General features: G+C 74.9%; 20 protein-coding genes and 1 tRNA gene. 11 read left to right on the top strand and 10 right to left on the bottom strand.

All coding sequences use genetic code 11. The features are described from left to right. The first annotated feature begins 194 nt into the window (after nt 1–194). A complete protein-coding gene (locus LWC35_RS06855) occupies nt 195–1,985 on the top strand; it encodes a thiamine pyrophosphate-requiring protein (protein WP_232869037.1) in 1,791 nt (596 codons plus the stop codon). A 92-nt stretch (nt 1,986–2,077) separates the two neighbouring features. Further along, on the top strand, nt 2,078–2,257 hold the full coding sequence (locus LWC35_RS06850) for a hypothetical protein (protein WP_232869036.1): 180 nt from the start codon (nt 2,078–2,080) through the stop codon (nt 2,255–2,257). Nucleotides 2,258–2,263: 6 nt separating this feature from the next. On the opposite strand, the gene LWC35_RS06845 is transcribed toward LWC35_RS06850, so the two are convergent. The 3 genes from LWC35_RS06845 to LWC35_RS06835 form a co-directional block, all read right to left on the bottom strand. Then, nucleotides 2,264–2,641, bottom strand: coding sequence for a hypothetical protein (locus LWC35_RS06845; protein WP_232869035.1), 378 nt, complete (start codon nt 2,639–2,641; stop codon nt 2,264–2,266). Between the two features lie 79 nt (nt 2,642–2,720). Beyond that, on the bottom strand, nt 2,721–2,882 hold the full coding sequence (locus tag LWC35_RS06840; protein ID WP_232869034.1) for a hypothetical protein: 162 nt from the start codon (nt 2,880–2,882) through the stop codon (nt 2,721–2,723). Beyond that, the gene (locus tag LWC35_RS06835) at nt 2,879–3,127 is read right to left on the bottom strand and encodes a hypothetical protein (protein WP_232869033.1); all 249 of its coding nucleotides are present in this window, start codon (nt 3,125–3,127) and stop codon (nt 2,879–2,881) included. Before LWC35_RS06835 ends, LWC35_RS06840 begins: the two co-directional genes overlap by 4 nt. 207 nt (nt 3,128–3,334) lie before the next feature. Here LWC35_RS06835 and LWC35_RS06830 point away from each other — a divergent pair, with 207 nt between their 5' ends. Next, on the top strand, nt 3,335–8,941 hold the full coding sequence (locus LWC35_RS06830; protein ID WP_232869032.1) for a SpoIIE family protein phosphatase: 5,607 nt from the start codon (nt 3,335–3,337) through the stop codon (nt 8,939–8,941). Nucleotides 8,942–9,097: 156 nt separating this feature from the next. Here LWC35_RS06830 and LWC35_RS06825 read toward each other — a convergent pair whose 3' ends face one another. Next, entirely contained in the window at nt 9,098–10,732 is a 1,635-nt protein-coding gene (locus LWC35_RS06825) for a transposase (RefSeq protein WP_232869031.1), read from the bottom strand. Between the two features lie 365 nt (nt 10,733–11,097). On the opposite strand from LWC35_RS06825, the gene LWC35_RS06820 reads away from it, so the two are divergent. Continuing rightward, nucleotides 11,098–11,373: a DUF4242 domain-containing protein gene (locus LWC35_RS06820; protein ID WP_232869030.1), complete on the top strand. Its 276-nt coding sequence runs from the start codon at nt 11,098–11,100 to the stop codon at nt 11,371–11,373. A gap of 6 nt (nt 11,374–11,379) precedes the next feature. Here the strand turns inward: LWC35_RS06820 and LWC35_RS06815 are convergent, their stop codons facing one another. Both LWC35_RS06815 and LWC35_RS06810 read right to left on the bottom strand, forming a co-directional pair. After that, entirely contained in the window at nt 11,380–13,977 is a 2,598-nt protein-coding gene (locus LWC35_RS06815; protein ID WP_232869029.1) for an AAA family ATPase, read from the bottom strand. A gap of 417 nt (nt 13,978–14,394) precedes the next feature. Next, nucleotides 14,395–14,886, bottom strand: coding sequence for a YajQ family cyclic di-GMP-binding protein (locus LWC35_RS06810; RefSeq protein ID WP_232869028.1), 492 nt, complete (start codon nt 14,884–14,886; stop codon nt 14,395–14,397). A gap of 91 nt (nt 14,887–14,977) precedes the next feature. Between LWC35_RS06810 and LWC35_RS06805 the strand changes: the two genes are divergently transcribed. After that, nucleotides 14,978–15,059, top strand: a tRNA-Tyr gene (locus LWC35_RS06805). Between the two features lie 289 nt (nt 15,060–15,348). On the opposite strand, the gene LWC35_RS06800 is transcribed toward LWC35_RS06805, so the two are convergent. Continuing rightward, on the bottom strand, nt 15,349–15,849 hold the full coding sequence (locus LWC35_RS06800) for a GNAT family N-acetyltransferase (RefSeq protein WP_232869027.1): 501 nt from the start codon (nt 15,847–15,849) through the stop codon (nt 15,349–15,351). Nucleotides 15,850–15,883: 34 nt separating this feature from the next. On the opposite strand from LWC35_RS06800, the gene LWC35_RS06795 reads away from it, so the two are divergent. Both LWC35_RS06795 and LWC35_RS06790 read left to right on the top strand, forming a co-directional pair. Beyond that, nucleotides 15,884–16,120, top strand: coding sequence for a nitrilase-related carbon-nitrogen hydrolase (locus tag LWC35_RS06795; protein WP_232869026.1), 237 nt, complete (start codon nt 15,884–15,886; stop codon nt 16,118–16,120). A gap of 42 nt (nt 16,121–16,162) precedes the next feature. After that, nucleotides 16,163–16,561, top strand: a complete 399-nt coding sequence (locus LWC35_RS06790; protein ID WP_232869025.1) for a TOBE domain-containing protein — start codon at nt 16,163–16,165, stop codon at nt 16,559–16,561. Here the strand turns inward: LWC35_RS06790 and LWC35_RS06785 are convergent. Beyond that, nucleotides 16,521–17,321 (bottom strand): putative protein N(5)-glutamine methyltransferase, encoded by an 801-nt coding sequence (locus tag LWC35_RS06785; protein ID WP_232869024.1) that lies wholly within the window; start codon nt 17,319–17,321, stop codon nt 16,521–16,523. The genes LWC35_RS06790 and LWC35_RS06785 overlap by 41 nt on opposite strands. Nucleotides 17,322–17,340: 19 nt before the next feature. On the opposite strand from LWC35_RS06785, the gene LWC35_RS06780 reads away from it, so the two are divergent. Next, nucleotides 17,341–17,784 carry a protein-tyrosine phosphatase family protein gene (locus LWC35_RS06780; RefSeq protein WP_232869023.1) on the top strand — a complete coding sequence of 148 codons (444 nt, stop codon included), beginning with the start codon at nt 17,341–17,343 and terminating at the stop codon, nt 17,782–17,784. Between the two features lie 51 nt (nt 17,785–17,835). Here the strand turns inward: LWC35_RS06780 and LWC35_RS06775 are convergent, their stop codons facing one another. Both LWC35_RS06775 and LWC35_RS06770 read right to left on the bottom strand, forming a co-directional pair. After that, nucleotides 17,836–18,135: a hypothetical protein gene (locus LWC35_RS06775; RefSeq protein ID WP_232869022.1), complete on the bottom strand. Its 300-nt coding sequence runs from the start codon at nt 18,133–18,135 to the stop codon at nt 17,836–17,838. A 17-nt stretch (nt 18,136–18,152) separates the two neighbouring features. Next, nucleotides 18,153–19,223, bottom strand: coding sequence for a patatin-like phospholipase family protein (locus tag LWC35_RS06770; protein ID WP_232869021.1), 1,071 nt, complete (start codon nt 19,221–19,223; stop codon nt 18,153–18,155). A 46-nt stretch (nt 19,224–19,269) separates the two neighbouring features. On the opposite strand from LWC35_RS06770, the gene LWC35_RS06765 reads away from it, so the two are divergent. The 3 genes from LWC35_RS06765 (at nt 19,270) to LWC35_RS06755 (ending at nt 22,573) form a co-directional block, all read left to right on the top strand. After that, the gene (locus LWC35_RS06765; RefSeq protein ID WP_232869020.1) at nt 19,270–20,037 is read left to right on the top strand and encodes an enoyl-CoA hydratase/isomerase family protein; all 768 of its coding nucleotides are present in this window, start codon (nt 19,270–19,272) and stop codon (nt 20,035–20,037) included. 92 nt (nt 20,038–20,129) lie between these two features. Continuing rightward, nucleotides 20,130–21,119: a LipP1 family hormone-sensitive lipase gene (gene lipP1, locus LWC35_RS06760; protein WP_232869019.1), complete on the top strand. Its 990-nt coding sequence runs from the start codon at nt 20,130–20,132 to the stop codon at nt 21,117–21,119. Next, nucleotides 21,116–22,573, top strand: a complete 1,458-nt coding sequence (locus LWC35_RS06755; RefSeq protein ID WP_232869018.1) for a flavin-containing monooxygenase — start codon at nt 21,116–21,118, stop codon at nt 22,571–22,573. The genes lipP1 and LWC35_RS06755 overlap by 4 nt, the downstream gene beginning before the upstream one ends. Nucleotides 22,574–22,583: the final 10 nt, after the last annotated feature.

Genomic DNA, 22,583 nt, shown 5'->3' with positions numbered 1-22,583 from the left:
ACGGGCCACGGCAGGAGTGCACGGGTTCGCCCCTTCCCGGGGAGATCTGCCGGGAGGCAGCTGCGGAACGTCGTTCCGCCGACAATGCGGATCGATGTTCCGGCTGTCGAGCAGGTGCGGGCGCCCGGATCACCGTGTGTCGGCCGGCGCAACGGGTACCGCGCAGAGGAGCAGCCGCACCCGAGGAGGTACCCATGGCCGAGACCGTCGGCGACCACGTCCTGCGCCGCCTGCGTGAGTGGGGGGTCGAGCAGGTCTTCGCCTACCCCGGCGACGGGATCAACGGGATCGTCGCGGCGTTCGGCAAGGCCGACGACTCGCCGCGGTTCATCCAGTCGCGGCACGAGGAGATGTCGGCCTTCGAGGCGGTCGGCTACGCGAAGTTCTCCGGCCGCCCCGGGGTGTGCATGGCGACCTCGGGCCCGGGCGCGATCCACCTGCTCAACGGCCTGTACGACGCCAAGCTCGACCACGTGCCGGTCGTCGCGATCGTGGGGCAGACCGAGCGCAGCGCGATGGGCGGGGCCTACCAGCAGGAGGTGGACCTGCAGGCGTTGTTCTCCGACGTCGCGTCGGACTACCTCGTCGAGGTCAACGTCCCGCAACAGCTGCCGAACGCGCTCGACCGCGCCTTCCGCACCGCGCTGACCCGCCGCGCCCCGACGGCGGTGATCATCCCGAGCGACCTGCAGACCGAGACGTGGGAGCCGCCGGCGCACGCCTTCAAGCAGGTGCCGTCGAGCACCCCGGGCCTGCTCGCGCCGACCACCGTGCCCGACGAGACCGACGTCGCCGCCGCCGCCGAGATCCTCGACGCGGGGGAGAAGGTCGCGATCCTGGTCGGCCAGGGGGCCCGCGCCGCGGCCACCGAGGTCACCGAGGTGGCCGACGTCCTCGGCGCCGGGGTGGCGAAGGCGTTGCTGGGCAAGGACGTGCTGCCCGACACCGAGCCCTGGGTCACCGGGGCGATCGGCCTGCTGGGCACGCGGCCGAGCTACGAGCTGATGCGGGACTGCGACACATTGCTGATCGTCGGCTCCAACTTCCCGTACTCGCAGTTCCTGCCCGAGTACGGGAAGGCCCGGGCGGTGCAGATCGACCTGGACGGCGCCCTGATCGGCATGCGCTACCCGACCGAGGTCAACATCGTGGCCGACGCGGCCGCCGCGCTCCGGGCGCTGCTGCCCCGGCTGACCCGCAAGACCGACCGCGGGTGGCGCGAGACGGTGGAGAAGAACGTCGCCCGCTGGTGGGAGACCATGGAGCAGCAGGCCATGGTCCCGGCCGACCCGGTCAACCCGATGCGGGTCGTGTGGGAGCTGTCCGAGCGGCTGCCCGAGGACGCGATCGTCACCGCAGACTCCGGTTCGGCCGCGAACTGGTACGCCCGTCAGCTGCGGATCCGCGGGTCCGTGCGCGGCTCGCTCTCCGGCACGCTGGCCACGATGGGCCCGGCGGTGCCGTACGCGATCGGGGCCAAGTTCGCCCACCCCGACCGGCCCGCGATCGCGATCACCGGCGACGGCGCGATGCAGATGAACGGCATGGCCGAGCTGCTGACGGTCGCGCGGTACCGGGAGCGGTGGTCCGACCGACGGCTGGTGGTGTGCGTGCTGCACAACAACGACCTCAACCAGGTGACCTGGGAGCTGCGGGCCATGGGCGGGTCGCCGAAGTTCGAGGAGTCGCAGTCGCTGCCCGACGTGTCCTACGCGGACTTCGCCCGGGGGCTCGGTCTGGAGGCGATCACCGTCCGCGACCCGGACGAGCTGGGGCCGGCCTGGGAGCGCGTGCTCGCGGCGGACCGGCCCGCGGTGCTCGACGTGTACTGCGACCCCGAGGTGCCGCCGATCCCGCCGCACGTCACCCTCGACCAGGCGAAGTCCGCGCTGGAGGCGGTGCTCAAGGGGGACCCCTCGGCGGCGCACCTCGTGGTCGAGGGGGCGAAGACCAAGCTGCAGGAGTTCATCCCCGGGCGGCGGTGATGCCGCTCGCGCGACGCCCCGAACGTCGTCGGGCGGAGGGCCGGGCTGCTCGGGCTCGCCGGGGTCCGCGTCGGCACCGCGGGCGCGGGCGCATGAGGACGCCCGCGTCGGCCATCCGGACCTACCGGGAGCAGTTCGCCGAGGCGCTCCGGGACGGCGTGCCGCATCCTGCCGCGGGCTGGACCGCGGGCTGGACAGCGACGAGCTGGACGGTGACCGCGCACCGCGGGCCCGGGGGCTTCACCGTGCGGATGACCGCCGGGCCGTCCTGAGCCGGGTCAGGGCTCGACGACGTTCGTGATCTTCGCCGACAGGTCCGGGGAGGCCTGGAACTGCTGCAGCACCTGTTGGATCTTCTGGGTCCCCTCGGCCCCGGCGGGGTAGGGCTTGTTCTGCACGAGGATCTGCGCCCAGTTCTCGGGGTCGTCGACCCCGTTGGTGCGCAGGGCCGCCGCCAGGTCCTTCTCCGACGACGTGCTGATGGAGGTCTTGACCGGCTGGTTCGGTGCCGCGGTCTCCGTGTTGTCCACGCCCGGCTGGTCGCTGCCGCTGCGCGACCCGCCCGCGCAGCCGGCCAGGGAGAGCGCGGCGACACCGGCGAGCACGCCCGCCGCGATCCGGCGCTTCGCCGTCGTGGTCCTGCTGCTGGTCGTCATTCGGGCACTCCTCCGGCGTCGGTGACGGCGGGGAGGTACCCGGGAGCGCGCCGGGAACACCTCCCGCGAAGATCGCGGGTCAGCCCTCCCCGTGCTCCTCACCGGGTTTCATCGGCATGCTCGGGGCACCGGGACGCGGCACCTCGGCCGGGTCGGAGTCCAGCGCCTCCGGGTCCTCCTGCTCGGGGAACGGGCGCACCGGGTCGTCCTCGGGCTTCCGGTCGTCCTGCGGCTCCGTCACGGGTGCCTCCTCGCCTGTCCCTTGGGGTTCCGGCGTCGTGCCTCGCCCCACCAGATCGCGCCCGCGGTGCCCACCACCACGGCCCCCACGAGGATTCCCAGGTTCAGCGTCAGCAACCCCGCCACCGCCAGGGCCACGGCCACCGCGAGGATCACGGCCGCGCCGACGAGCTCGGCCCGGGCGTCGACGTTCCCGGCCCTGCCCGCGAGGGCCGCGAGGGCCCGCCACTCGTCACCGTCCGGCACGGCGTCACCTGCTCCCTGAACTGCGTCGTCCGTCCGGCGACGGGGGTCGGCCGGCGAGGTCACGTACCCGTTCCGCCGCCTTCCATGCGCCCGGACGCGAACTTCGGCGGCGGCTCGGCGGAGACGGGCCGAGGCCTGCACCGCGGTCGTCGGATCCGGATACGCTGCGACTCCTGAACGGATCGACGTCGGAACGGAGCCCCCTCGATGACCCCGCCCGGCGAGACTCTGCGCCCGCAGACCGCCGAGGAGAACATCTTCGCGCGCGGCGGCGAGCTCGGCCGGATCATGGCCGGCTGGGACTGGGGCGCGACGTCGGTCGGGCCGCCGGAGACCTGGCCGTCGGCGCTGCGCAACGTCGTGCGGATCCTGCTCGGCTCCCGCTTCTCGATGTGGATGGGCTGGGGCCCCGAGCTCGCCTTCTTCTACAACGACGCCTACCAGCGGGACACACTGCGGGCCAAGCACCCGTGGGCGCTCGGGCGGCCCGCCCACGAGGTGTGGGCGGAGATCTGGGAGGACATCGGCCCGCGCATCGCCTCGGTGCTGGAGACGGGCGAGGCGACCTGGGACGAGGACCTGCTCCTGATCCTCGAGCGCTCCGGCTACCCGGAGGAGACGTACCACACGTTCTCCTACAGCCCGCTCGCCGACGACACCGGGGGGATCCCCGGCTTCCTCTGCGTCGTCACCGAGAACACCGACCGGGTCCTCGGCGAGCGCCGGATGTCGACCCTGCGGGCGCTGTCCGCCGCCGTCACCACGGCGCGCAGCGAGCGCGCGGTGCTCGACGCCGCCTGCGACCTGCTCGGCACCACCACCCGGGACCTGCCGTTCTCCCTCGTCTACCTGTTCGAGGACGGGGACGAGGGCGGCGCCCGGCTGGCGTGCGCGGCCGGGATCGAGGCCGGCGCCCCGGCGGCGCCGGAGCGGACCGGCCCGGACGGGCCGTGGCCCGTCCGGGAGGCGCGAGCCGGCCGCAGCGCGATGGTCGACGACCTCGGTGCGCGCTTCGCGATCCTGCCGACCGGGGAGTGGGACCGGCCGCCGACCGAGGCCGTGGTCGTGCCGCTCGGCAGCGAGGACGTGGCCGGCTTCGTGGTCGTGGGTCTCAACCCCTACCGCCGCTACGACGAGGGGTACCGCGGGTTCGTCGAGCTCCTGGTCGCGCAGATCGCCTCCGGGCTGCTCAACGCGCGCGCGTACGAGACCGAGCGGCACCGGGCCGAGGCGCTGGCCGAGCTCGACCGCGCGAAGACGGACTTCTTCTCCAACGTCAGCCACGAGTTCCGCACGCCGCTCACGCTGATCATGGGGCCCGTCGAGGAGCTGCGGGCGGCCGACGGGATCGGCCCGGAGCGGCTGCGCACCGAGCTCGACGTGATCCACCGCAACGGGCTGCGGCTGGGCAGGCTGGTGAACAGCCTGCTCGACTACTCGCGGCTGCAGGCCGGCCGGATCGAGGCCCGCTTCGAGCCCCTGGACCTCGCCGTCTTCACCGCCGAGCTGGCCGGGGCGTTCCGCTCCGCGATCGAGCACGCCGGGCTCGAGCTCGTGATCGACTGCCCGCCGTTGCCGCGGCCGGTCCACGTCGACCGGGACAGCTGGGAGAAGGTCGTCCTCAACCTGCTGTCGAACGCGCTGAAGTTCACCTTCGAGGGTGGGATCACGGTCCGGCTGCGGGAGGTCGACGGCGCCGCCGTGCTCACCGTGACGGACACCGGCGTGGGCATCCCGGCGGCCGAGATACCCCGGCTGTTCGAGCGCTTCCACCGGATCACCGGCACGCGGGCGCGCTCCGCCGAGGGCAGCGGGATCGGGCTGGCCATGGTGCGGGAGCTGGCGGCGCTGCACGGCGGCACGGTCGGCGCGGAGAGCACCCTCGACGTCGGCACCACGTTCACGGTCACCGTTCCGCTCGGCACGGCGCATTTGCCCGCGGAACGGGTCGCGGAGGCGGAGGAATCGGATCCGACCTCGTCGCCGACCTCGTTGCCGACCTCGTCGTCCGTCGAGCCGTTCGTCGCGGAGGCCCTGCGGTGGCTGCCGAGCGAGCCGGGGGAGCCGGCCGCCGGCCCGGTCCCGGTCCCGGCCGTCGCGGGCGGCCGGGTGCTCGTCGCCGACGACAACGCCGACATGCGGGACTACCTGCACCGGTTGCTCGCGTCGCGGTACGCGGTGGAGGTCGTGGCCGACGGCCGGGCGGCGCTCGAGGCGGCGCTCGCGGACCCGCCGGACCTCGTCGTGTCCGACGTGATGATGCCCGAGCTCGACGGGATGGCCCTGCTCAACGCCCTGCGCGTCGACCCGCGGACCGCCCGTGTCCCGGTGGTGCTGCTGTCGGCGCGGGCGGGGCAGGAGGCGGCCGTCGAGGGCCTCGCGTTCGGCGCCGACGACTACCTGACCAAACCGTTCGCGGCCCGCGAGCTGCTCGCCCGCGTCGACGGGCATCTGCGGCTGGCCCGGGCGCGCGCCGACGCGGAGCGCCGGTTCCGAGCCCTCGCCGACGCCACCCCGGCCCTGATCTGGGCGGACGGCGCCGACGGCGGCCGGCTCTTCGTCAACAAGGCCTGGCGGGAGTACACCGGCGGCGGCGACGCCGACCTCGGCACCGGGTGGCGTGCCCGGATCCACCCGGACGACCTGGCCGGCTACGACGAGCGCCGCGCCGCCGCGGCGGGCGGCGTCTTCGAGGCCGAGTACCGGCTGCGCCGCGCCGACGGCCGGTACCGCTGGGTGCTCGACCGCGGCGCCCCGCTGAACCCGGCGGCGGAGGAGCGCGGGTACGTCGGCGGCTGCCTCGACATCGACGACCGGTACCGGGAGCAGGAGCGCCAGCGCGTCCTCGGCGTGCTGGGCGGGGCCCTGGAGCGGGAGGGCACGGTCGCCGCCCGGCGGCAGGTGCTCGTCCGGGCGCTGGTCGACGAGGGGGTCGCGGACCTGGTCAGGCTCATCGTCGTCGACGAGTCCGGCGCGCCCCGGGTGGTCGCGCTCGCGGCCCGGGACGCAAAGCGGGAGGCCGACCTGGCCCGGCTCGACGCCCGCTCCCGGTGGGCCGCGGAGGTGCTCGCCGACGGGCGCCCCGCCACCGCGGTCGTCGACGAGAGCTACATCGTGGGTGCCTCGGCCGACCCGGAGCAGCAGGACGTGCGGCGCCGGCTCGACCTGCGAAGCGTCTCGCTCGTCCCGCTGGCGGCCCGCGGGCGGGTCGCCGGGGTGTTGGCGACCGCCCGGACGGGCGGGTCGGCGCCCCCGCAGGACGCGCTGGATCTGGCCCTGCTGGAGGAGATCGGCCGGCGGGCGGCGACCGCGATCGACAACGCGCAGCTGTTCGAGAGCGAGCAGGACACCAGCCACCGGCTGACGCTGCTGCAGGAGGCGACCGCCGCCCTGTCCGCGGCGGCGACCCCGGGCCGGGTGGCGCAGACGGCGGTCGCGCAGTTCGCGCAGCTGCTCAGGACCTCGTCGGTGGCGATGTGGGAGGTGCGCGGCTCCGGCACACTCGAATCGCTGCACTCCGTCGGCTGGCCACCCGCGGTGCAGCGGGACTGGGCGAGCGTGCCCGAGGACGCCCGCGCACCCGTCGCGGACGCGGTGCGCCGCGGGGCGCCGGTGTGGGTGGAGAGTGCCGAGGACTGGGAGCGCGACTACCCGCACCTGCACCGGCTCGTCCGCGAGGAGTACGGCTACTCCGGCGCGGCCGCCGTCCCGCTGCTCGTCGCGGGGCGCTGCATCGGCGTGGTGGCGCTCGGGTTCGTCGCGCCGCGGCGACTGGCGGCCACCGAGCGCGCGGCGGCGGTCTCGCTCGCCGAGCAGAGCGCCCTCGCGTTGCAACGCGCCGAGCTGCTCGCCGCCGAGAGCGACGCCCGGCTGGCCGCCGAGAAGTTCAGCCGAGTCGTCTCGGCGCTCTCCGGCGCGGCGCGGTCGGCCGAGGTCGCCGCGGTGATCCTGGGGCACGCCGAGGAGATCGGGGCGACGTCCGCCGTCGTCGCGGTCCGGCGCGCCGACCAGCTGGAGGTGCTCGCCGCCTACCCGCCGACCCCGGTCCACTGGCTGGCCGCGGACGTCCCCCGGCCGCTGGCCTACGCCGCCCGGACGGGCGAGCCGGTGTGGGTCGGCACCCGGTCCCCGCACGCGTGGTCGGACCGCGGGCTCGACGAGGGCCGCGGCGACCTGCCCGACCAGGTCGCCGTGCCGCTCTCGCTCGGCGGGACCCCGCTCGGCGTGCTCGGCCTGCGGTTCCCCGACGACGGCCCGGCGCTCTCCGACGAGGCCCGCGCCGCGCTGCTGACCGTGGCCGAGCAGTGCGCGCAGGCGCTGGACAGGGCCCGGCTGCACGAGGCGGAGCACGAGATCGCGGCGGTCCTGCAGCGCAGCCTGCTGCCGCCGGAGCCGCGTCCCTTCGCACGGCTCCGCACGGCGACGCGGTACCGGCCCGGCACGGCCGGGGTCCAGGCCGGCGGCGACTGGTACGACGTCTTCGCCGTCGACGACGACCGGATCGCCCTCTCCGTCGGTGACGTCGTCGGGCAGGGGCCGGCCGCTGCCGCCGTGATGGGACAGCTGCGGGTGGCGCTCTCCGGGGCGCTGCGCCAGGGACACCCGCCCGCGGCCGCCCTGGAGATCCTCGACGCCCACGTCTCCTGGATCCCGGGGGCCCGCGCGTCGACCGCGGCCTGCCTGCTGCTCGACCGCGCCTCCGGCACGCTCCGCTGGGCCCGGGCCGGGCACCTGCCGCCGCTGCTGGTCGACCGGGACGGCGCGCGCTACCTCCACGACACCCTCGGCCCCGTGCTCGGGCTGCCCGACCGGCCGCCGTTCACCGAGGGCTCGACCACCATCCGCCCGGGCACGACGCTGCTGCTCTACACCGACGGGCTGGTCGAACGGCGCGGCGAGATCGTCGACGACGGCCTGGCCCGGCTGGCGGAGGCGGCCGCCCGCCGAGCGGGCGAGACCCCCGACGAGCTGGTCGACCACGTGCTGGCGGAGGTCGTCGAACAGCACGGTCACGCGGACGACATCGCGCTCGTCGCGGTGCGGCTGCTGCCCGCCCCGCTGCAGGCCCGCTACCCCGCGTCCCCCGAGGTGCTGAGCGGGATGCGCGGCGACGTCCGGACGTGGGCGGAGGAGGGGGCGCTGCCGAAGCTCCAGCTGGAGGACCTGCAGCTCGCCCTCGGCGAGGCCGCCGCCAACGCCGTCGACCACGCCTACCGGAGCAGCGCACCCGCGGGCTTCGACATCGCGCTCGACCTCGAGGCGGACGGCGGGGTCCGGGTCGCGGTGCGCGACCACGGCCACTGGCGGCCGCAGCCGGCCGACAAGGGCTTCCGCGGGCGCGGCCTCGACCTCATCCGGGCGCTCGCCGACGAGGTCGAGATCGGCCGGGCCGAGGAAGGCACGCTCGTGACGTTCCGGCTGCCGCCGGCCGAGCGGAACCCCGAAGCGGCGCCCGTGGGGCCGCCCGCCGCGGCGGCCCCGGTCGCCCGGGCACCGGCGGGGCTGACGGCGCAGCAGGACGGAGCAGGGCTGGTGCTCGCCCTGCACGGCGACCTCGACCTCCACGGGATCGACCACGTCCGCGAGCCGCTCGGGGCCGCGCTCGCCCGGGTCCGGCCCGCCGAACCGGTGGTCCTCGACCTCACCGACGTCGGGTACCTGCCCAGCGCGGGCATCGGCATGCTCCTCGACCTCGCCGACGTCGCCCGCGCCCGCGGCGTGCTGCTCCGGATCGAGCGGCCGGGGACGGGTCCCGTCGCGCGGGTGCTCGCCCTGACCGGGCTGGACGGCGACGCGTCCCTGGGCGGTGCCTAGGAGACCGCTGAAATAGAGGGTGCCGGAGGGCAAGCTTGACGTTTGTGGCTTGTGTCCTGCGGCGGTAAACGCCGTTTAGGGGCCTTGTTCTCGCTGTTGCGAGGGGCGGTGCCGCAGAGCGTGGCGGGATGGACCGACCGCAGTTCGGTCCCGCCGTCAGGTCAGTGCCCAGCCCCCGGTGGTCGGGCGGTGCAGGCCCAGTGCGAGGAGGCGGCGCAGGTTGAGCGCGGCGGCCCGGTGGGAGAGCCACAGATCGTTGAGGCGGGTGCCGCGGAACCGTAGGCGTCGGTTGCCGCGGGTCAGCCAGGCGATGGAGCGTTCGACCATGGGCCGGTGGCGGCGGTAGGCGGCGGTGAACTCGAGGTCTCGGGCGGCGGCCCGGTGGGCACGTTGCAGGGCGTCGTGCGGGTGCAGGCGCAGGGTGCGCCCGGTCTTCGAGGTGGTGCAGCGTGCGGCGAGTGGGCAGCCGCGACAGCGTGCCCCGAACACGGCGTAGCGACTCGGGGTCAGGTGCGTGGTGAGCCCGTTCGGGCAGCTCACGGTGCCGCGCTGCGTGTCGACGGTGAAGTCGTCGATGCTGAACCCGCCCTCGACCGTCGGCCGTAGCGGCCAGGGTTTGATGATCGCCCGATAGCCGGTCTGCGCGAGTGCGGCGAGCATGTCCCCGGTGCCGTAGGCGGAGTCGGCGAGCACCTCCACCACCGTCTCACCTGCCGTCTCGGCTGTGGTGTCGGCTGTGGTGTCGGCTGTGGTGTCGGCTGTGGTGTCGGCTGTGGTGTCGGGGAGGGTGTGGTCGCGGGTGAGCAGGTCGATGCCGACTGCGGCGTCGGAGTTGCCCGGCCCGGAGGCGGGGGTCAGGGCGGTGGCGGTGATGATCCCGGTGTCGGGCTCGACCACGAGGTGGGCCTTGTAGCCGTCCCGGCGCTGGTTGCGGGTCTTGTGGGCGTGGCGGGTGTCGGGATCCACGGTGGAGATCACCCGGTCCGGTGCGGTGCGCCGGGCGATGCGCCAGCGCCCGTCGGTGCCGTCGGAGTCGGGCGCGGGTTCGACGTCCTGTCCGGCGACCAGCGCGAGTAGCCCGACCGCCTCGGCCGCTCGCGGCTCGAGTTCCTGCTCGGGCAGGTGACCGAGGACCCGGTGGGCGTCGCCGACCAGGGCGTCGACGAGCTCGGCGCGAGCCTGCTGGTCGTCCCAGGCGATCCGCGGTTTCCCGGGCTGGGTGTAGTCGTGCGCGCGTGTCTGGGCGGCGATCACCTCGGCGGCGCCGGGGACCTCCCGGGCCACCCGGCGGATCGCGGCGATGATCTGGGTGACCGTGTCCTGGGTGGCGACCGCGTCGTCGAGGATCGTGGAGTCCAACGCCCGACGATGCTTCCCGGCCAGGGCCCCGGTCTGGGCGACGACGGCGCGGACGGCGTCGAAGATCCGTTCCGGACGATCTGACCCGGCCAGGCGGCGCCGCCAGTAGGTCAACGTGGTCGGATGGAAACCGGCGTCGGTGACCGCGAGCCCGCACGCGGCCTTCCACCGCAGGTCGAAGGTCAGTGCCTCGACCGCTTCGCGGTCCGACAGGCTGTGCAGGGTCTGCAACACCAGCACCGAGGCCACCACCTCGACCGGCACCGACGGACGGCCCCGCCCGGCGGTGAACAGGTCGGCGAACAGCTCGTCGGGGAACAACTCGCGGCGGTGCGCGGCCAGGAACGCGAACATCCCGCCCTGCGGCAACAGATGCCCGGCCACCGACTCGACATCGAGCAGCTCACGCTGCGGATCAGACCGTCCCTGCACCCGCACAGCCTGCCAGCACCGCGAGATCAACACCCGAACCCACGCCGCGACCTTTTCAGCAGTCTCCTAGGCCGTGTCTCTCAATCCGGCGCCCCTGGGCCCGGTGATCCACGTCGTTCCCGGCAAGGCCGCCGGGCCGCCCTCATACCGGGCGTATTCGGGTGGCCCGGCAACGCCGGCGGGGACGGCGTGGGCGCCGGGAGCGGTGGTGGCGGGTTGGGAGACACGGCCTAGCCTCCCGGCCCGGGATGGGGTGTCGTGGGCGCGGGATGGGTGGTTCCGCCGACGCGGCGCATGAGCCGGCGTCCCTACCGTTTCTGCTGGTCGGCGGGACGGTCCCGCCGCCGACGACGAGGAGACCCGACATGCCCACCTTCCTGATCGAGCGCACGGTCCCCGGCGCCGCCGGCCTCACCCGCGAGCAGCTCCGCGAGATCGCCTGCACCTCCAACTGCGTGGTGGAGGGCCTCGGCGTGGCCTACACCTGGCATCACAGCTACGTGGCCGGCGACAAGATCTACTGCCTGCACGAGACCGACGACGCCGAGACCGTGCGCGAGCACGCCCGGCGCGGTGGCTTCCCCGCCGACCTGGTCGTCGAGGTGGCGTCCGAGTTCGGGCCGCGTACCGCGGACACCTGATCCCGCTCAGGCGCGCACGCCCATGCGGTGCGCGGCCGCCGCGGCCTCGCCGCGGGAGCGCACCCCCAGCTTCGCCAGGACCGCCGACACGTGATGGTCGGCGGTCCTCGGCGAGATCACCAGCCGCGCGGCGATGTCGGCGTTGCTCAGCCCCTCGGCGAGCAGCCCCAGCACGTCGAGCTGACGGGCTGTGAGGCCGGCCGGGTTCGCCCGGGTGGCGGGGGCCGGGCCGCGGGGGATGCCGTTGACCCCGAGCTCGCGCAGCCGGGCGCGGAACCGGGCCGCGACGGCGGCGGCACCCAGCTCGTCGAGCACGGGCAGGGCCGTGATCAGGTCCGCCGGGGCGCCGGCGTCCCACAGGGCGAGGGCGGCCTCGTACGGGCGGTCGGCCTCGTCGGGCCGGTCGGGCAGGTCATCGACGTCGTCGGGCAGGGGTGGCAGCGGCGGCAGGTCCTCGGCGGTCAGCCGCGCCGTCCACCGCCGGAGCGGGGCGAGCGTCTGCCGCCTGCCGCTGAACGGCGCGGCGAACAGCCGGGCCACGACCGGCCCGTCCAGCCGCGGGTCGGGCCGACGCAGCAGCCAGGCCTGCTCGGCGAGCGCCGCCACGGCCGCGGCCAGGACGGCGGGCGCGTCGAGGCCCGTGGCGATCCGCCACCCGACGTCGAGGTCCGGGTTCTCCCGGGGCGCCCCGCGGCGCGCGGCCAGCACCCCGAGCACGAGCCGCGGCCACAGCCGGCCGAGCGGCATCTCGCCCCGGTCGAGGACGGCGCGGGCGTCCTCCTCGGCCTCGGCCCAGCGGCCCTGCAACAGCCGCAGCCGGGCCCGGACACCGCGTTGCCACATCGTGCAGATCTGCACGTCCAGCCGTTCGCTGAGGGCCAGGGCCTCCGCCAGCACCGCGTCGGCCTCGGCGAACCGGCCCTGTTCGACGTCGAGGTGCGCGAGGTTGCTCACGGGTGCGGTCGCGAGCTCGTCGAGCCTGCGTTCGACTCCCGTGGCGCTGGCGTCGAGGAGGTCGGTGCGGGCCGAGACGTCCCCGCCGAGCAGCCGGACGATGGAGAGCCCGATCGCGGCCGTGCCGTGCAGGGCGGGGTCCGCGAGCTCGCCGGCGATCCGTTGCGCGTCCTCGCCGGCCCGGGCGGCGCCGGACCCGTCGCCGCGGTGGGCGGCCAGGTAGGCGTGGTTGGCCAGGGCGAAGCCCCACTCGCGCGGGGCGTCCGCGGTGGCCAGGATCTCGCGCGCGGCGCGGTCGTGTGCGGCCGCCGTCGCGCCGTCGCCGTGGTACCAGGCGTAGTCGGAGATGATCCGGTGCCCGGTGCCGACGGCGACCGCGTCGCCCAGCTCGCGGCGGAGCTCGACGGCGCGGGTGAGCACCTCGATCGCCTCCGCGAGCCGGTCGGTGAGGTAGAGCTCGGTGCCGAGGGCCTCCATCAGCTCCGCGCGGGTCGTCGGCGTCGCGTCGACGGTGTGGTGCCCGGTGTCGTGCTCGCCGGCCTTCCCGGTCGCCTGCTCGATGGCGTCGAGCGCGAGCCGGTACAGCTCGACGGCCTGGCGGTGGGCCCCCGAGCGGGCCGCCTCGGCCGCGGCGGCCCGCGCGTGGCGCAGCACCCGCGCCACGTCGCCCGCCGCGGCGGCGTGGTGGGCCAGGACGCTGGCGTCGCCGCCGGTGGCCTCCAGTGCCGCGATCATCGTCGCGTGCCGCTCCGTGGCGGGGCCGGGGGCGGCGTCGAGCACCGCAGAGCGGGCGATCTCGTGCCGGAAGGCCAGCCCGTCGCCGTGGCGGTCGACGAGCCCGGTGCCGACGAGCGCCTCCGCGGTCGCCCGTGGCACGCCGAGCGCGGCCAGCAACGGGGCGCCGACCGGCTCCGGCGTGCACGAGAGCAGCTCGAGGCAGCGGCGCCGGTCCGCGTCGAGCACCGCGGCCCGGGCGAGCACGGCCTCCCGGACGCTCGCGGGCAACCGCGACTCCGGCTGCGCCACGATCTGGCTGACGTAGAACGGGTTGCCGGCCGTCCGGCGGTGCACCTCCGCGGCGTCGAGCCCGCTGCCGTCGCACAGCTGCGCGACCGCGGCCCGGCTGAGCGGCGCGAGCTGGACGCGTCGGGCGTCCGGCAGGGAGACCAGGTCGCCGATCACCGGGACCAGCGGGTGGTCGGCGGCCAGCCCGTCGCGGTAGGAGAGCACCAGGAGCAACGGCAGCGCCGAGATGCGGCGGCCGAGATAGCGCACGAGGTCCGCGGTGGCCTCGTCCGCCCAGTGGAGGTCCTCGATCACGAGCGTCCGCGGCCGCGCCCGCAACGCGTCGAGCACGGCCGCGAACACCTCGTGCGGTGGTGCCCCGTCGGCGAGCAGCCCGCCCACGGCCGGCCCGAGCCCGTGCGCGACGTCGCGGAGGGGGCCGAGCGGCCGCGGGGTGGACAGGGCATCGCACATCCCCCACAGCACCTGTTCGCGGGGGAGCTCCTCGGCGAGGGCCCGCAGCAGGACCGTCTTGCCGATCCCGGCCTCGCCCGCCAGCAGCACCAGCCGACCGCCGCCCTCGGCCGCACCGGCCGCGCGGTCGCGCACGACCGCCAGCGGATGGTCGCGCTCCAGGAGACGCACCGGGCGATCGTAGGAACGCCCGAACGGCCCGCGGTACGGGTCGAACGGCCCTGACCTCGCTTTTCGGGCTCAGCCCGTGTAGCCGGGGTCGGCCACGTGCACGGACGGCGCCCGTCCCTTCGGCTCCTCCCACTCGTCCTGGCGACCCGTTCCGGTCGTTCGACTCGGACCGCCGGCCCGACCGTCCCGGCTCATGATCCATCCGAGGGTCGCGCGAGCGCTGTGGGCACGACGGTGCGGTTCCTCTCGGCCGCGCTGATCGGCCCGGGCGCCACCCGAGGGTTGCCGGTGCAGCCCTCGCGTCCCGCTCGGGACGTTCATGGACCGGGGCGACCGCGGGTAGCCCGTGCCGACCCCGCGGCGGTGTGGTGCCGCCGGCCTGACGCCGCCCGGGCGCGGTGTCAGGGCCGTCCGGGCTCAGCGGTAGTTGGTGAACTGCAGGGCGATCCCGAAGTCCTTGCCCTTCAGCAGTGCGATGACGGCCTGCAGGTCGTCCTTCTTCTTGCCCGAGACGCGCAGCTGGTCGCCCTGGATCTGGGCCTGGACGCCCTTGAGCTTCTCGTCGCGGATGGTCTTGCTGATCTCCTTGGCCTTGTCCGAGGCGATGCCCTGCAGGATCTTGCCGGTGACCTTGTAGGTCTTGCCCGACGGCGCCGGCTCGCCCACCTCGAAGGCCTTCAGCGAGATGTTCCGCTTGATCAGCTTCTCCTTGAAGACGTCCACCGCGGCCTTGAGCCGCTCCTCGGTCCCGGACTCCAGGGTGATCGCCTCCTCGCCCGCCCAGCTGATCGAGGTGTCGGTGCCCCGGAAGTCGAACCGCTGGGAGAGCTCCTTCGCGGCCTGGTTGAGGGCGTTGTCGACCTCCTGCCGATCGACCTTGCTCACCACGTCGAACGACGGGTCGGCCATGGGCTCCTCCTCGCTGACGGCCCCCCTCGTGGGGACCGGATCTCGCTGTCGTATCCTTCTCCCTGCACGTCGGCGAGGCCGACGGCACCCCGGCAGGTTGCCCGAGTGGCCAAAGGGAGCGGACTGTAAATCCGTCGGCTTAGCCTACGAAGGTTCGAATCCTTCACCTGCCACACCCTCGGGGTACGGCCCCTGACCAGCGCAGACGCGGGTCAGGGGCCGTTCTCGTGATACAGGGGCCCTCGGCCGGGGGACACCCCGCCAGCCCCTCCTTGCGCAGGTACCTGACGTGCCACGCGACCAGGCCGGCGAGCGCGGCGACCCACACGCCCGTCGTGACCACGGCGACCACCTCGATCACCGCCGTGACGGCCAGGGCCCGCCGGCCGGTCTCCGTGAACGTTCTTGCCCGTACGAGCAAGAGTGAGCCCGGCCGGGTGAACCGGGGCACGGGAGTTCCGTTCAGATCCCGAACGGCGTCGCGTACCGCACGACCCCCGCCGGCAGCGGGTCGTCGGTGAGGGACAGGGCCATGAGCGCCTCGTCCGGCACCTCCGCGGAGAGCCGGATGCCGTGGGCCGAGGCGCGGCCGAAGCCGAAGCGCGGGTAGTAGTCGGGGTGTCCGAGCACGATCACGAACCGCTCGCCCCGGTTGCGCGCGTCGGCCAGCACGGCGCGGATCGCGGCGGACCCGGCGCCGGACCGTTGGTGGGCGGGCAGCACGGAGCAGGGAGCGAGGCAGAGTGCGGGGACCTCGCCGACGTGGCAGCGGGTCAGCAGGGCGTGCCCGACGATCTCGCCGTCCGGCGACTCGGCGACCACGGACAGCCCGTCGATCCACGCCGGGTCGGAGCGGAGGGCGTCGACGAGGTCGGCCTCGCCGGGGGAGCCGAACGCGGCCAGCACCACCCGGCGCACCGCGGAGGCGTCCCCGGGCCCCTCCGGTCGCGTGGTACAGCTCATGCGGTGATCCTCCCTGCAGCGGCCACCGGATAGCGTGCGGCCGTGCCCCCCGAGGCCGCCCCTGACCGTCGTCGCCGCCAAGCCGCCGTGCACCGCGCGGGACGTCGCGGCCAATGCCCACGCCCATGCCGACACGGTCCGCCGTCCCGGCGCGCGCCTGGTCGTGTTCCCCGAGCTGTCGCTGACCGGCTACGAGCTCGACGCGCCCGCGCTCGATCCCGCCGACCCCCGGCTGGCCCCGCTGGTCGAGGCCTGCGGGCTCGTGGTCTGACCGGCGCGGACGCGCCGGCCGGGTCGCCGTAGCATCCGCGCCGTGGCGGAGTACAGGATCTCGGAGGTCGCGGGCCTGCTCGGGGTCAGCGACGACACGGTGCGCCGGTGGATCGACGCCGGCACGCTGCCGGTGCACCTCGACGCCTCGCGGCGCAAGGTCGTCGACGGGGCCTCGCTGGCGGCGTTCACGCGGGAGCACGCGAGCGCGGCACCCGACCCCTCGGACGTGCACACCTCCGCCCGCAACCGCATGGTCGGGCTGGTGACCGAGGTCGTCACGGACAAGGTCATGGCCCAGGTCGAGATGCAGTGCGGGCCGCACCGGGTGGTGTCGCTGATGAGCCGCGAGGCCGTCGAGGAGCTCGGCCTGCAGCCCGGCTCGCTCGCCGTCGCGGTGATCAAGTCGACGAACGTCGTCGTCGAGACGCCCCGGCGCTGATCCCGACCACGACGGTGGCGTCGAGCTCCTCGGAGCGGGTCAATGCGGTGCCCATGCCGTGCGCGACCATCGCCGCCGCGGTGCCGGGTGCCTGCCGCCGGGAGGTCTCGATCAGCAGCTGCCCGCCCGGCCGCAGCCACCGCGGCGCGAGCGCGGCGATCCGGCGGTGCAGGTCGAGGCCGTCCGCGCCGCCGTCGAGGGCGGTGAGCGGCTCGTGGTCGCGGGCCTCCGACGGCATGAACGGGACCTCGGCCGACGGTACGTAGGGCGCGTTGGCGAGCAGCAGGTCGACCCGCCCGCGCAGGTCGGCGGGCAGGGCGGCGTCGAGGTCGCCCTCGTGCACCTGCCCGCCGCGCGGCTCCAGGTTGCGCCGCGCGCAGCGCACCGCCGCGGGGTCGACGTCCGCCGCGTGCACCTCCGCCCCCGGCAGTTCGACGGCCAGCGCGGTCGCCACCGCTCCCGAACCGCAGCACAGATCCACGATCACGCCATCGGGAGGGGCCAGCGCCACCCCCTGCTCCACGAGCAGCTCGGTGCGCCGGCGCGGCACGAAGACCCCCTCGTCGACGACGATCCGCAGCCCGCGGAACTCCGCCCACCCCACGACGTGCTCCAACGGGACCCCCGCGACGCGCCGGGCGAGCATCGCCTCCAGCTCCTCCGTCGACGCCGCCGACCCCGCCAGGACCTCGGCCTCGTCCTCGGCGAACACACAGCCGGCCGCCCGCAGCGCCCCGACCAGGGCCTCGCTCGATCGCACGGGAGGGCATTATCACGGAATGACCCAGCTGGACGGCGCGGTCCTGCTCCCCGACGGGACCCCGGTCCGCGGGCGGGGCCGCCGCGACCCCCTGCCCGACGGGCCGCTGCCCGAGTTCTCCCTCTGCCTCGGCCGCCCCGGGCACGACGACGAGCCGGACTGGCCCGCGGCCTGGATCGTCTGGCCGGACTTCCGCGTGCCCCGCGACCGGGACGGCGCCACCGCCGCGATCGTCGACGCCTACGAACGCGCCCGCGCGGGCCAGCGGGTCGAGGTCAGCTGCACGGGCGGGACCGGCCGGACGGGCACGGTGATCGCGTGCATGGCCGTGCTCGCCGGGCATCCCGGGGCCGAGGCGGTGGCCTGGGCGCGGGCGCACTACCGACCCCGGGCCGTCGAGACGCCCTGGCAGCGGCGGTGGGTCAGGGCGTTCGCCGAGCGGGTCTCCCGGCGCCCCGGCTGAGCCGGGCGCGACCCGGGCCCGACGGATCCCGTCGGGCGTGGTCCGGCGACGTCACGAACCCGTGTCCTGCGTGCGGTCGCCCGGGCCACGCCCGCCGCGCGAGACGGCGAGGATCACCGCCGGCACCGCGCCCGGGTTGTGCACCGTGCGCAGGTTCAGCCCGGTGAACCAGAGCACCGAGCCCGCGGCGAAGCGCCGCCTGCCGCCCGCATGGCAGTGCAGCTCGATCTCCCCCGCCTCGAGGACGACGAGCACACCCCGCCACTCCGCCTCGACGTGCGGGCGCGACTCGCCCGGACCGATCTCGATCCGCCGCCGGTCGAAGCGGCGTGACCCCGAAGTGCCCCCCATGCCGCCTCCCCCACGGCTCACGCGGGGCGGTCGCTCCCGGCCCGTCGAGGGGTGGACCGCGGCGGGCCGCCGAACTCATCGGTACCGGCCGGAGCGTCCGGCTGGTGGACGAGGACGAGCCCGGGGTCGACCGACCGCAGCACGGCCGCGGCGGCGTCGTGGCCGAGCCGGGAGGCCAGCTCCACGCGCGGGACGTCGATGGTCAGGCCGCGTACGCCCGCGGACCGCGCCGGCGACAGGGCGTAGAGGTGGCAGCCGGACCGGTCGGGGTGGGCGGCGTCGGAGAGCAGGTCGAGACTGTCGGCGTGCCGGCGGACGTCCTGGGTCATCGCGCCCAGCCCCGGGGCGAGCAGGTCGATCGACCGGGCCCACCACGGGGTCCGCCCGGTCGGGTCGGAGCGGCGCAGCTCGGGGACCGGGCGGGTGAGCAGGACCAGCACGTGCGTGGCCCCCTCGCGCAGGGCCCGCGCCACCGGCAGCGGGTCGCCGATCGAGCCGTCGATCCAGCGGCGCCCGTCCAGCTCGACGGGCGGCCCGGTGAGGAACGGGATGGCGGCCGTGGCGCGCATGGCCTGCCGCCAGTCCGCGGCGGTCGCGAGCCCGCCGAGGGCGTGCGGGGTCATGTCGTCGGCGTCGGTGACCAGCACGCGCAGCGGGGCCGGACTGTCGCGCAGCGCCTCCCAGTCGGTGGGCTTGCTGTGCACCAGGATCTCGTCGATCAAGTAATCGAGCGAGACCATCGGCCGCCGCGTGCGGAGCCGGCGCGGATCGACGAAGGCGCGGGTGGCCATGTCGTCGGGGAAGATCCGGGAGGCCTGGTAGCCGTGCCCGAGCAGCAGGGCGGTGGCGACGAACGCGCCGGCGGAGCTGCCGTAGGCGACGTCGAAGGCCGGGGCGAGCCCCGCCTGTTCGAGGGCCCAGACCATGCCGCCCGCGTAGGCACCGCGCATCCCGCCGCCGCCGACGACCAGCGCGATCCGGTGCCCGTCCGTGCGGGCCCCGGGCCGGCTGCCGGAGTCCCGGCGGCGGAACAGGGCGTGCAGGACCTCGGCATCGCCCTGGAGATCACCGTCGGGCAGGTCCCCCATGACCCTCATCATGACCCGGCGGGGGCGGCCCGGTCAGGATGGCCGGATGAACGTCACCGACGACGGCCCGGTGCGACGGGTCACCCTCGACCGTCCCGAGGCCCGCAACGCCCTGACCGCCGGCGACGTCCGCGACCTGCAGGCCGCCTTCGACCCGGGACGGCTCGGTCCGGACACCCGGGCCGTGGTGGTCGGCGCGGCGACGGACCCCGCTCACCCCGTGTTCTCCGCCGGGATGCACGTCGACGAGTTCCTGGCGCTCGGGTCGGTCGCCGAGGCGGAGGCCTTCATCGGACGGCTGCGCGACCTGCTGCGGGCCGTGCGGACGGCGCCGGTGCCGGTGCTCGTGGCCGTCGACGGACCGTGCATCGGAGCGGCGTTCGAGCTCGCCCTGGCCGCCGACCTGCGGGTGGCGACCACCCGGGCCGCGTTCGGGCTGCCCGAGGTCAGGCTCGGCATCCCGTCGGTGGTCGACGCCGCCCTGCTGCAACAGCACGTCGGGCTGGCGCTGGCCAAGGAGATCGTGCTGACCGGGGACCTCTACCCGGTCGACCGGCTCGGCGCCCTGTGCAACGCCGTCGTCGAGCCGTCCGGGCTGGCGGGCGCCGTCGAGGAGCTGCTCGGCAAGGTCACCGGGCACACCCGCACCGTGCTCGCCGCGCAGAAGCGGTTGTTCGAGACGTGGCAGAACACCGGGCTGGCCGCGGGCGCGGACCGCAGCGTGCAGGAGTTCGCGGGCGTCTTCGCAGAGGCGGAGACCCGCGAGGTGCTGGCGGACTACCGCGCCCGGCTCGGCCGCCGCAGGAAGGACTGAGGGCCGGCCGAGCGGGGCGCGACTATCCCGCGCCGTGCCAGGAGGACGAAGACGGCCGCGGGTTTCGTACCCGGGACACGAAGGTCGACCGGGTGACCGATGTCACCGTGCAGGGGACATCGTCAGAGCCCGTCCGCACCCGGACCCAGGAGGCAGCGTTGCCCGTCCACCCCGAAGCCCAGGCCCTGCTCGACGCCCTCGCCGAGCAAGGCATGCCGCCGTTCCCGCAGATGACGGTGCCGATGGCCCGCGCCGCGGCGAAGGGCTTCCTCGACCTGCAGGGCGAGCCGGAACCGATCGCCGTCGACGAGCGCCGCATCGCGGGCCCCGCGAGCCAGATCCCGGTGCGGATCTACACACCCGACGGCGACGGCCCGAAGCCGCTGGTCGTCTACTTCCACGGCGGCGGCTGGGTGATCGGCGACCTGGAGATCGTCGACCGCCCGCTGCGCACGCTGGCCAACCGCAGCGGCGCCGTCATCGTGTCCGTCGACTACCGGCTCGCCCCGGAGCACATCGCGCCCGCCGCGTTCGACGACTGCTACGCGGCGACCGTCTGGGCCGCGGAGAACGCCGGGGATCTCGGCGCGGACGCGGACCGGCTGATCGTGGCCGGCGACTCCGCCGGCGGCCACCTCGCCGCGTCGGTGGCGCAGGCCGCGAAGGACCGCGGCGGCCCCGCCATCGCCGCCCAGGTGCTGCTCTACCCGGTCACCGACTTCGACTTCTCCACGCCGTCGTACGAGCAGAACGCCGACGGCTACCTGCTCACCCGCGGCGCCATGGAGTGGTTCTGGGCGCACTACCTGGGCGCGCAGAGCGACGACCTCGACTACCTCTGCCCCGGCCGCCGCGAGGATCTCTCCGGTCTGCCGCCGGCCTACGTCGCGACGTCGGAGTACGACCCGCTGCGCGACGAGGGCGAGGACTACGCCCGCAAGCTCGAGGCGGCCGGGGTGCCCGTCACGCAGAAGCGCTTCGACGGCATGCTGCACGACTTCCTCTGGACCCTCGGCGCCACGCCGTCCGGCGCCGGGATCATCGACGAGATCGCCGACGCGGTGCGGAAGGCCGGCGCGTGACGCAGCGGGTGGAGGTCGCCGTCCTGGGCGCGGGACTCGGCGGCCTCGGCATGGCCGTGCGGCTGCAGCAGTCCGGCGAGGAGTCGTTCGTCGTGCTCGAGAAGGCGGGCGACTGGGGCGGGACCTGGCGGGACAACACGTACCCGGGCGCGTCGTGCGACGTGCAGTCGCACCTGTACTGGTTCTCGTTCGACGAGCAGCCGGACTGGAGCCGGGTGTTCGCGTTCCAGCCGGAGATCAAGGCCCACATCGACCGGCTCGTCGACCGCCTCGGCCTCGCGTCGCGGATCCGGCTGAACACCGAGGTCACGTCCGCGCACTGGGACGACGCCGAGGGTGTCTGGCGGATCGCGGTGTCCGAGGGCGAGGACGTCGTCGCCCGGGCCCTGGTCACGGCGTGGGGCCAGCTCAACCGGCCGACCTTCCGGGACATCGCCGGCCGCGAGACCTTCCGCGGCGACTCGTGGCACTCCGCGCGCTGGAACCACGACGTCGACCTGCGGGGCAAGCGCGTCGCGTGCATCGGCAACGGGGCCAGCGCGGCACAGCTCATCCCCGAGGTGGCCGAGGCCGCCGCGGAGCTGGTCGTCTTCCAGCGGACACCGAACTACGTGGTGCCGCGCGACGACCGCCCGTACGACCCGGAGGAGCGCGAGCGGTACCGCCGGCGCGAGTTCCTCCAGGAGAGCCGGGACGGCTTCTACTGGGAGCACGAGGGCTGGATGGGGGCGATGAAGCAGGGCACCGACGTCGCCGCCGAGTTCACCGCCGCCGCCCGCGCCCACCTCGAGGCCCAGGTCCCCGACGAGGAGCTGCGCGCCAAGCTCTGGCCGGACTACCCGATCGGCTGCAAGCGGATCATCATCGCCGACACCTTCTACCCGGCGCTGGTGCGCGACAACGTGCGCCTGGTGACCGAGAAGCTCGAGGGCGTGGAGCCCACGGGCGTGCGGACCGCCGACGGCGTGCTGCACGAGGTGGACGTGATCGTCTACGCCACGGGGTTCGAGACACTGTCCTTCAACAGCGCGCTCGACGTCCGCGGCCGGGGCGGGCTGCAGCTCGCGGAGGCCTGGCGGGACGGCCCCGAGGCCTACCTCGGCGTCACCGTCTCCGGCTTCCCGAACCTGTTCATGCTCTACGGCCCGAACACGAACCTCGGCCACAACTCGATCATCGCGATGCTCGAGTGCCAGTTCGAGTACGTGCTGCAGGGCCTGGAGGTCGGCCGGGACAAGGGCGCGGCGCTCTCGGTCCGCCGGGACGCGCAGGACGAGTACAACGCCGAACTGCAGCGCGAGCTGCGGGACAGCTCGTTCGCCGGCAGCTGCAACAGCTGGTACAAGACGGCGGACGGGCGCATCACCACCAACTGGAAGGGCAGCGTCGAGGACTACCGGGAGGCGACCCGGGAGCTCGACCTCGAGGCCTACGACCTCGTGCCCACGCCCTGAGAGGGGCGGT

This window comes from Pseudonocardia kujensis (assembly GCF_021283305.1).
In the GTDB taxonomy this organism is placed as follows: domain Bacteria; phylum Actinomycetota; class Actinomycetes; order Mycobacteriales; family Pseudonocardiaceae; genus Pseudonocardia; species Pseudonocardia kujensis.
Note: the sequence above shows the minus strand (reverse complement) of the source record. Positions and strands in the feature narration are given on the sequence as shown.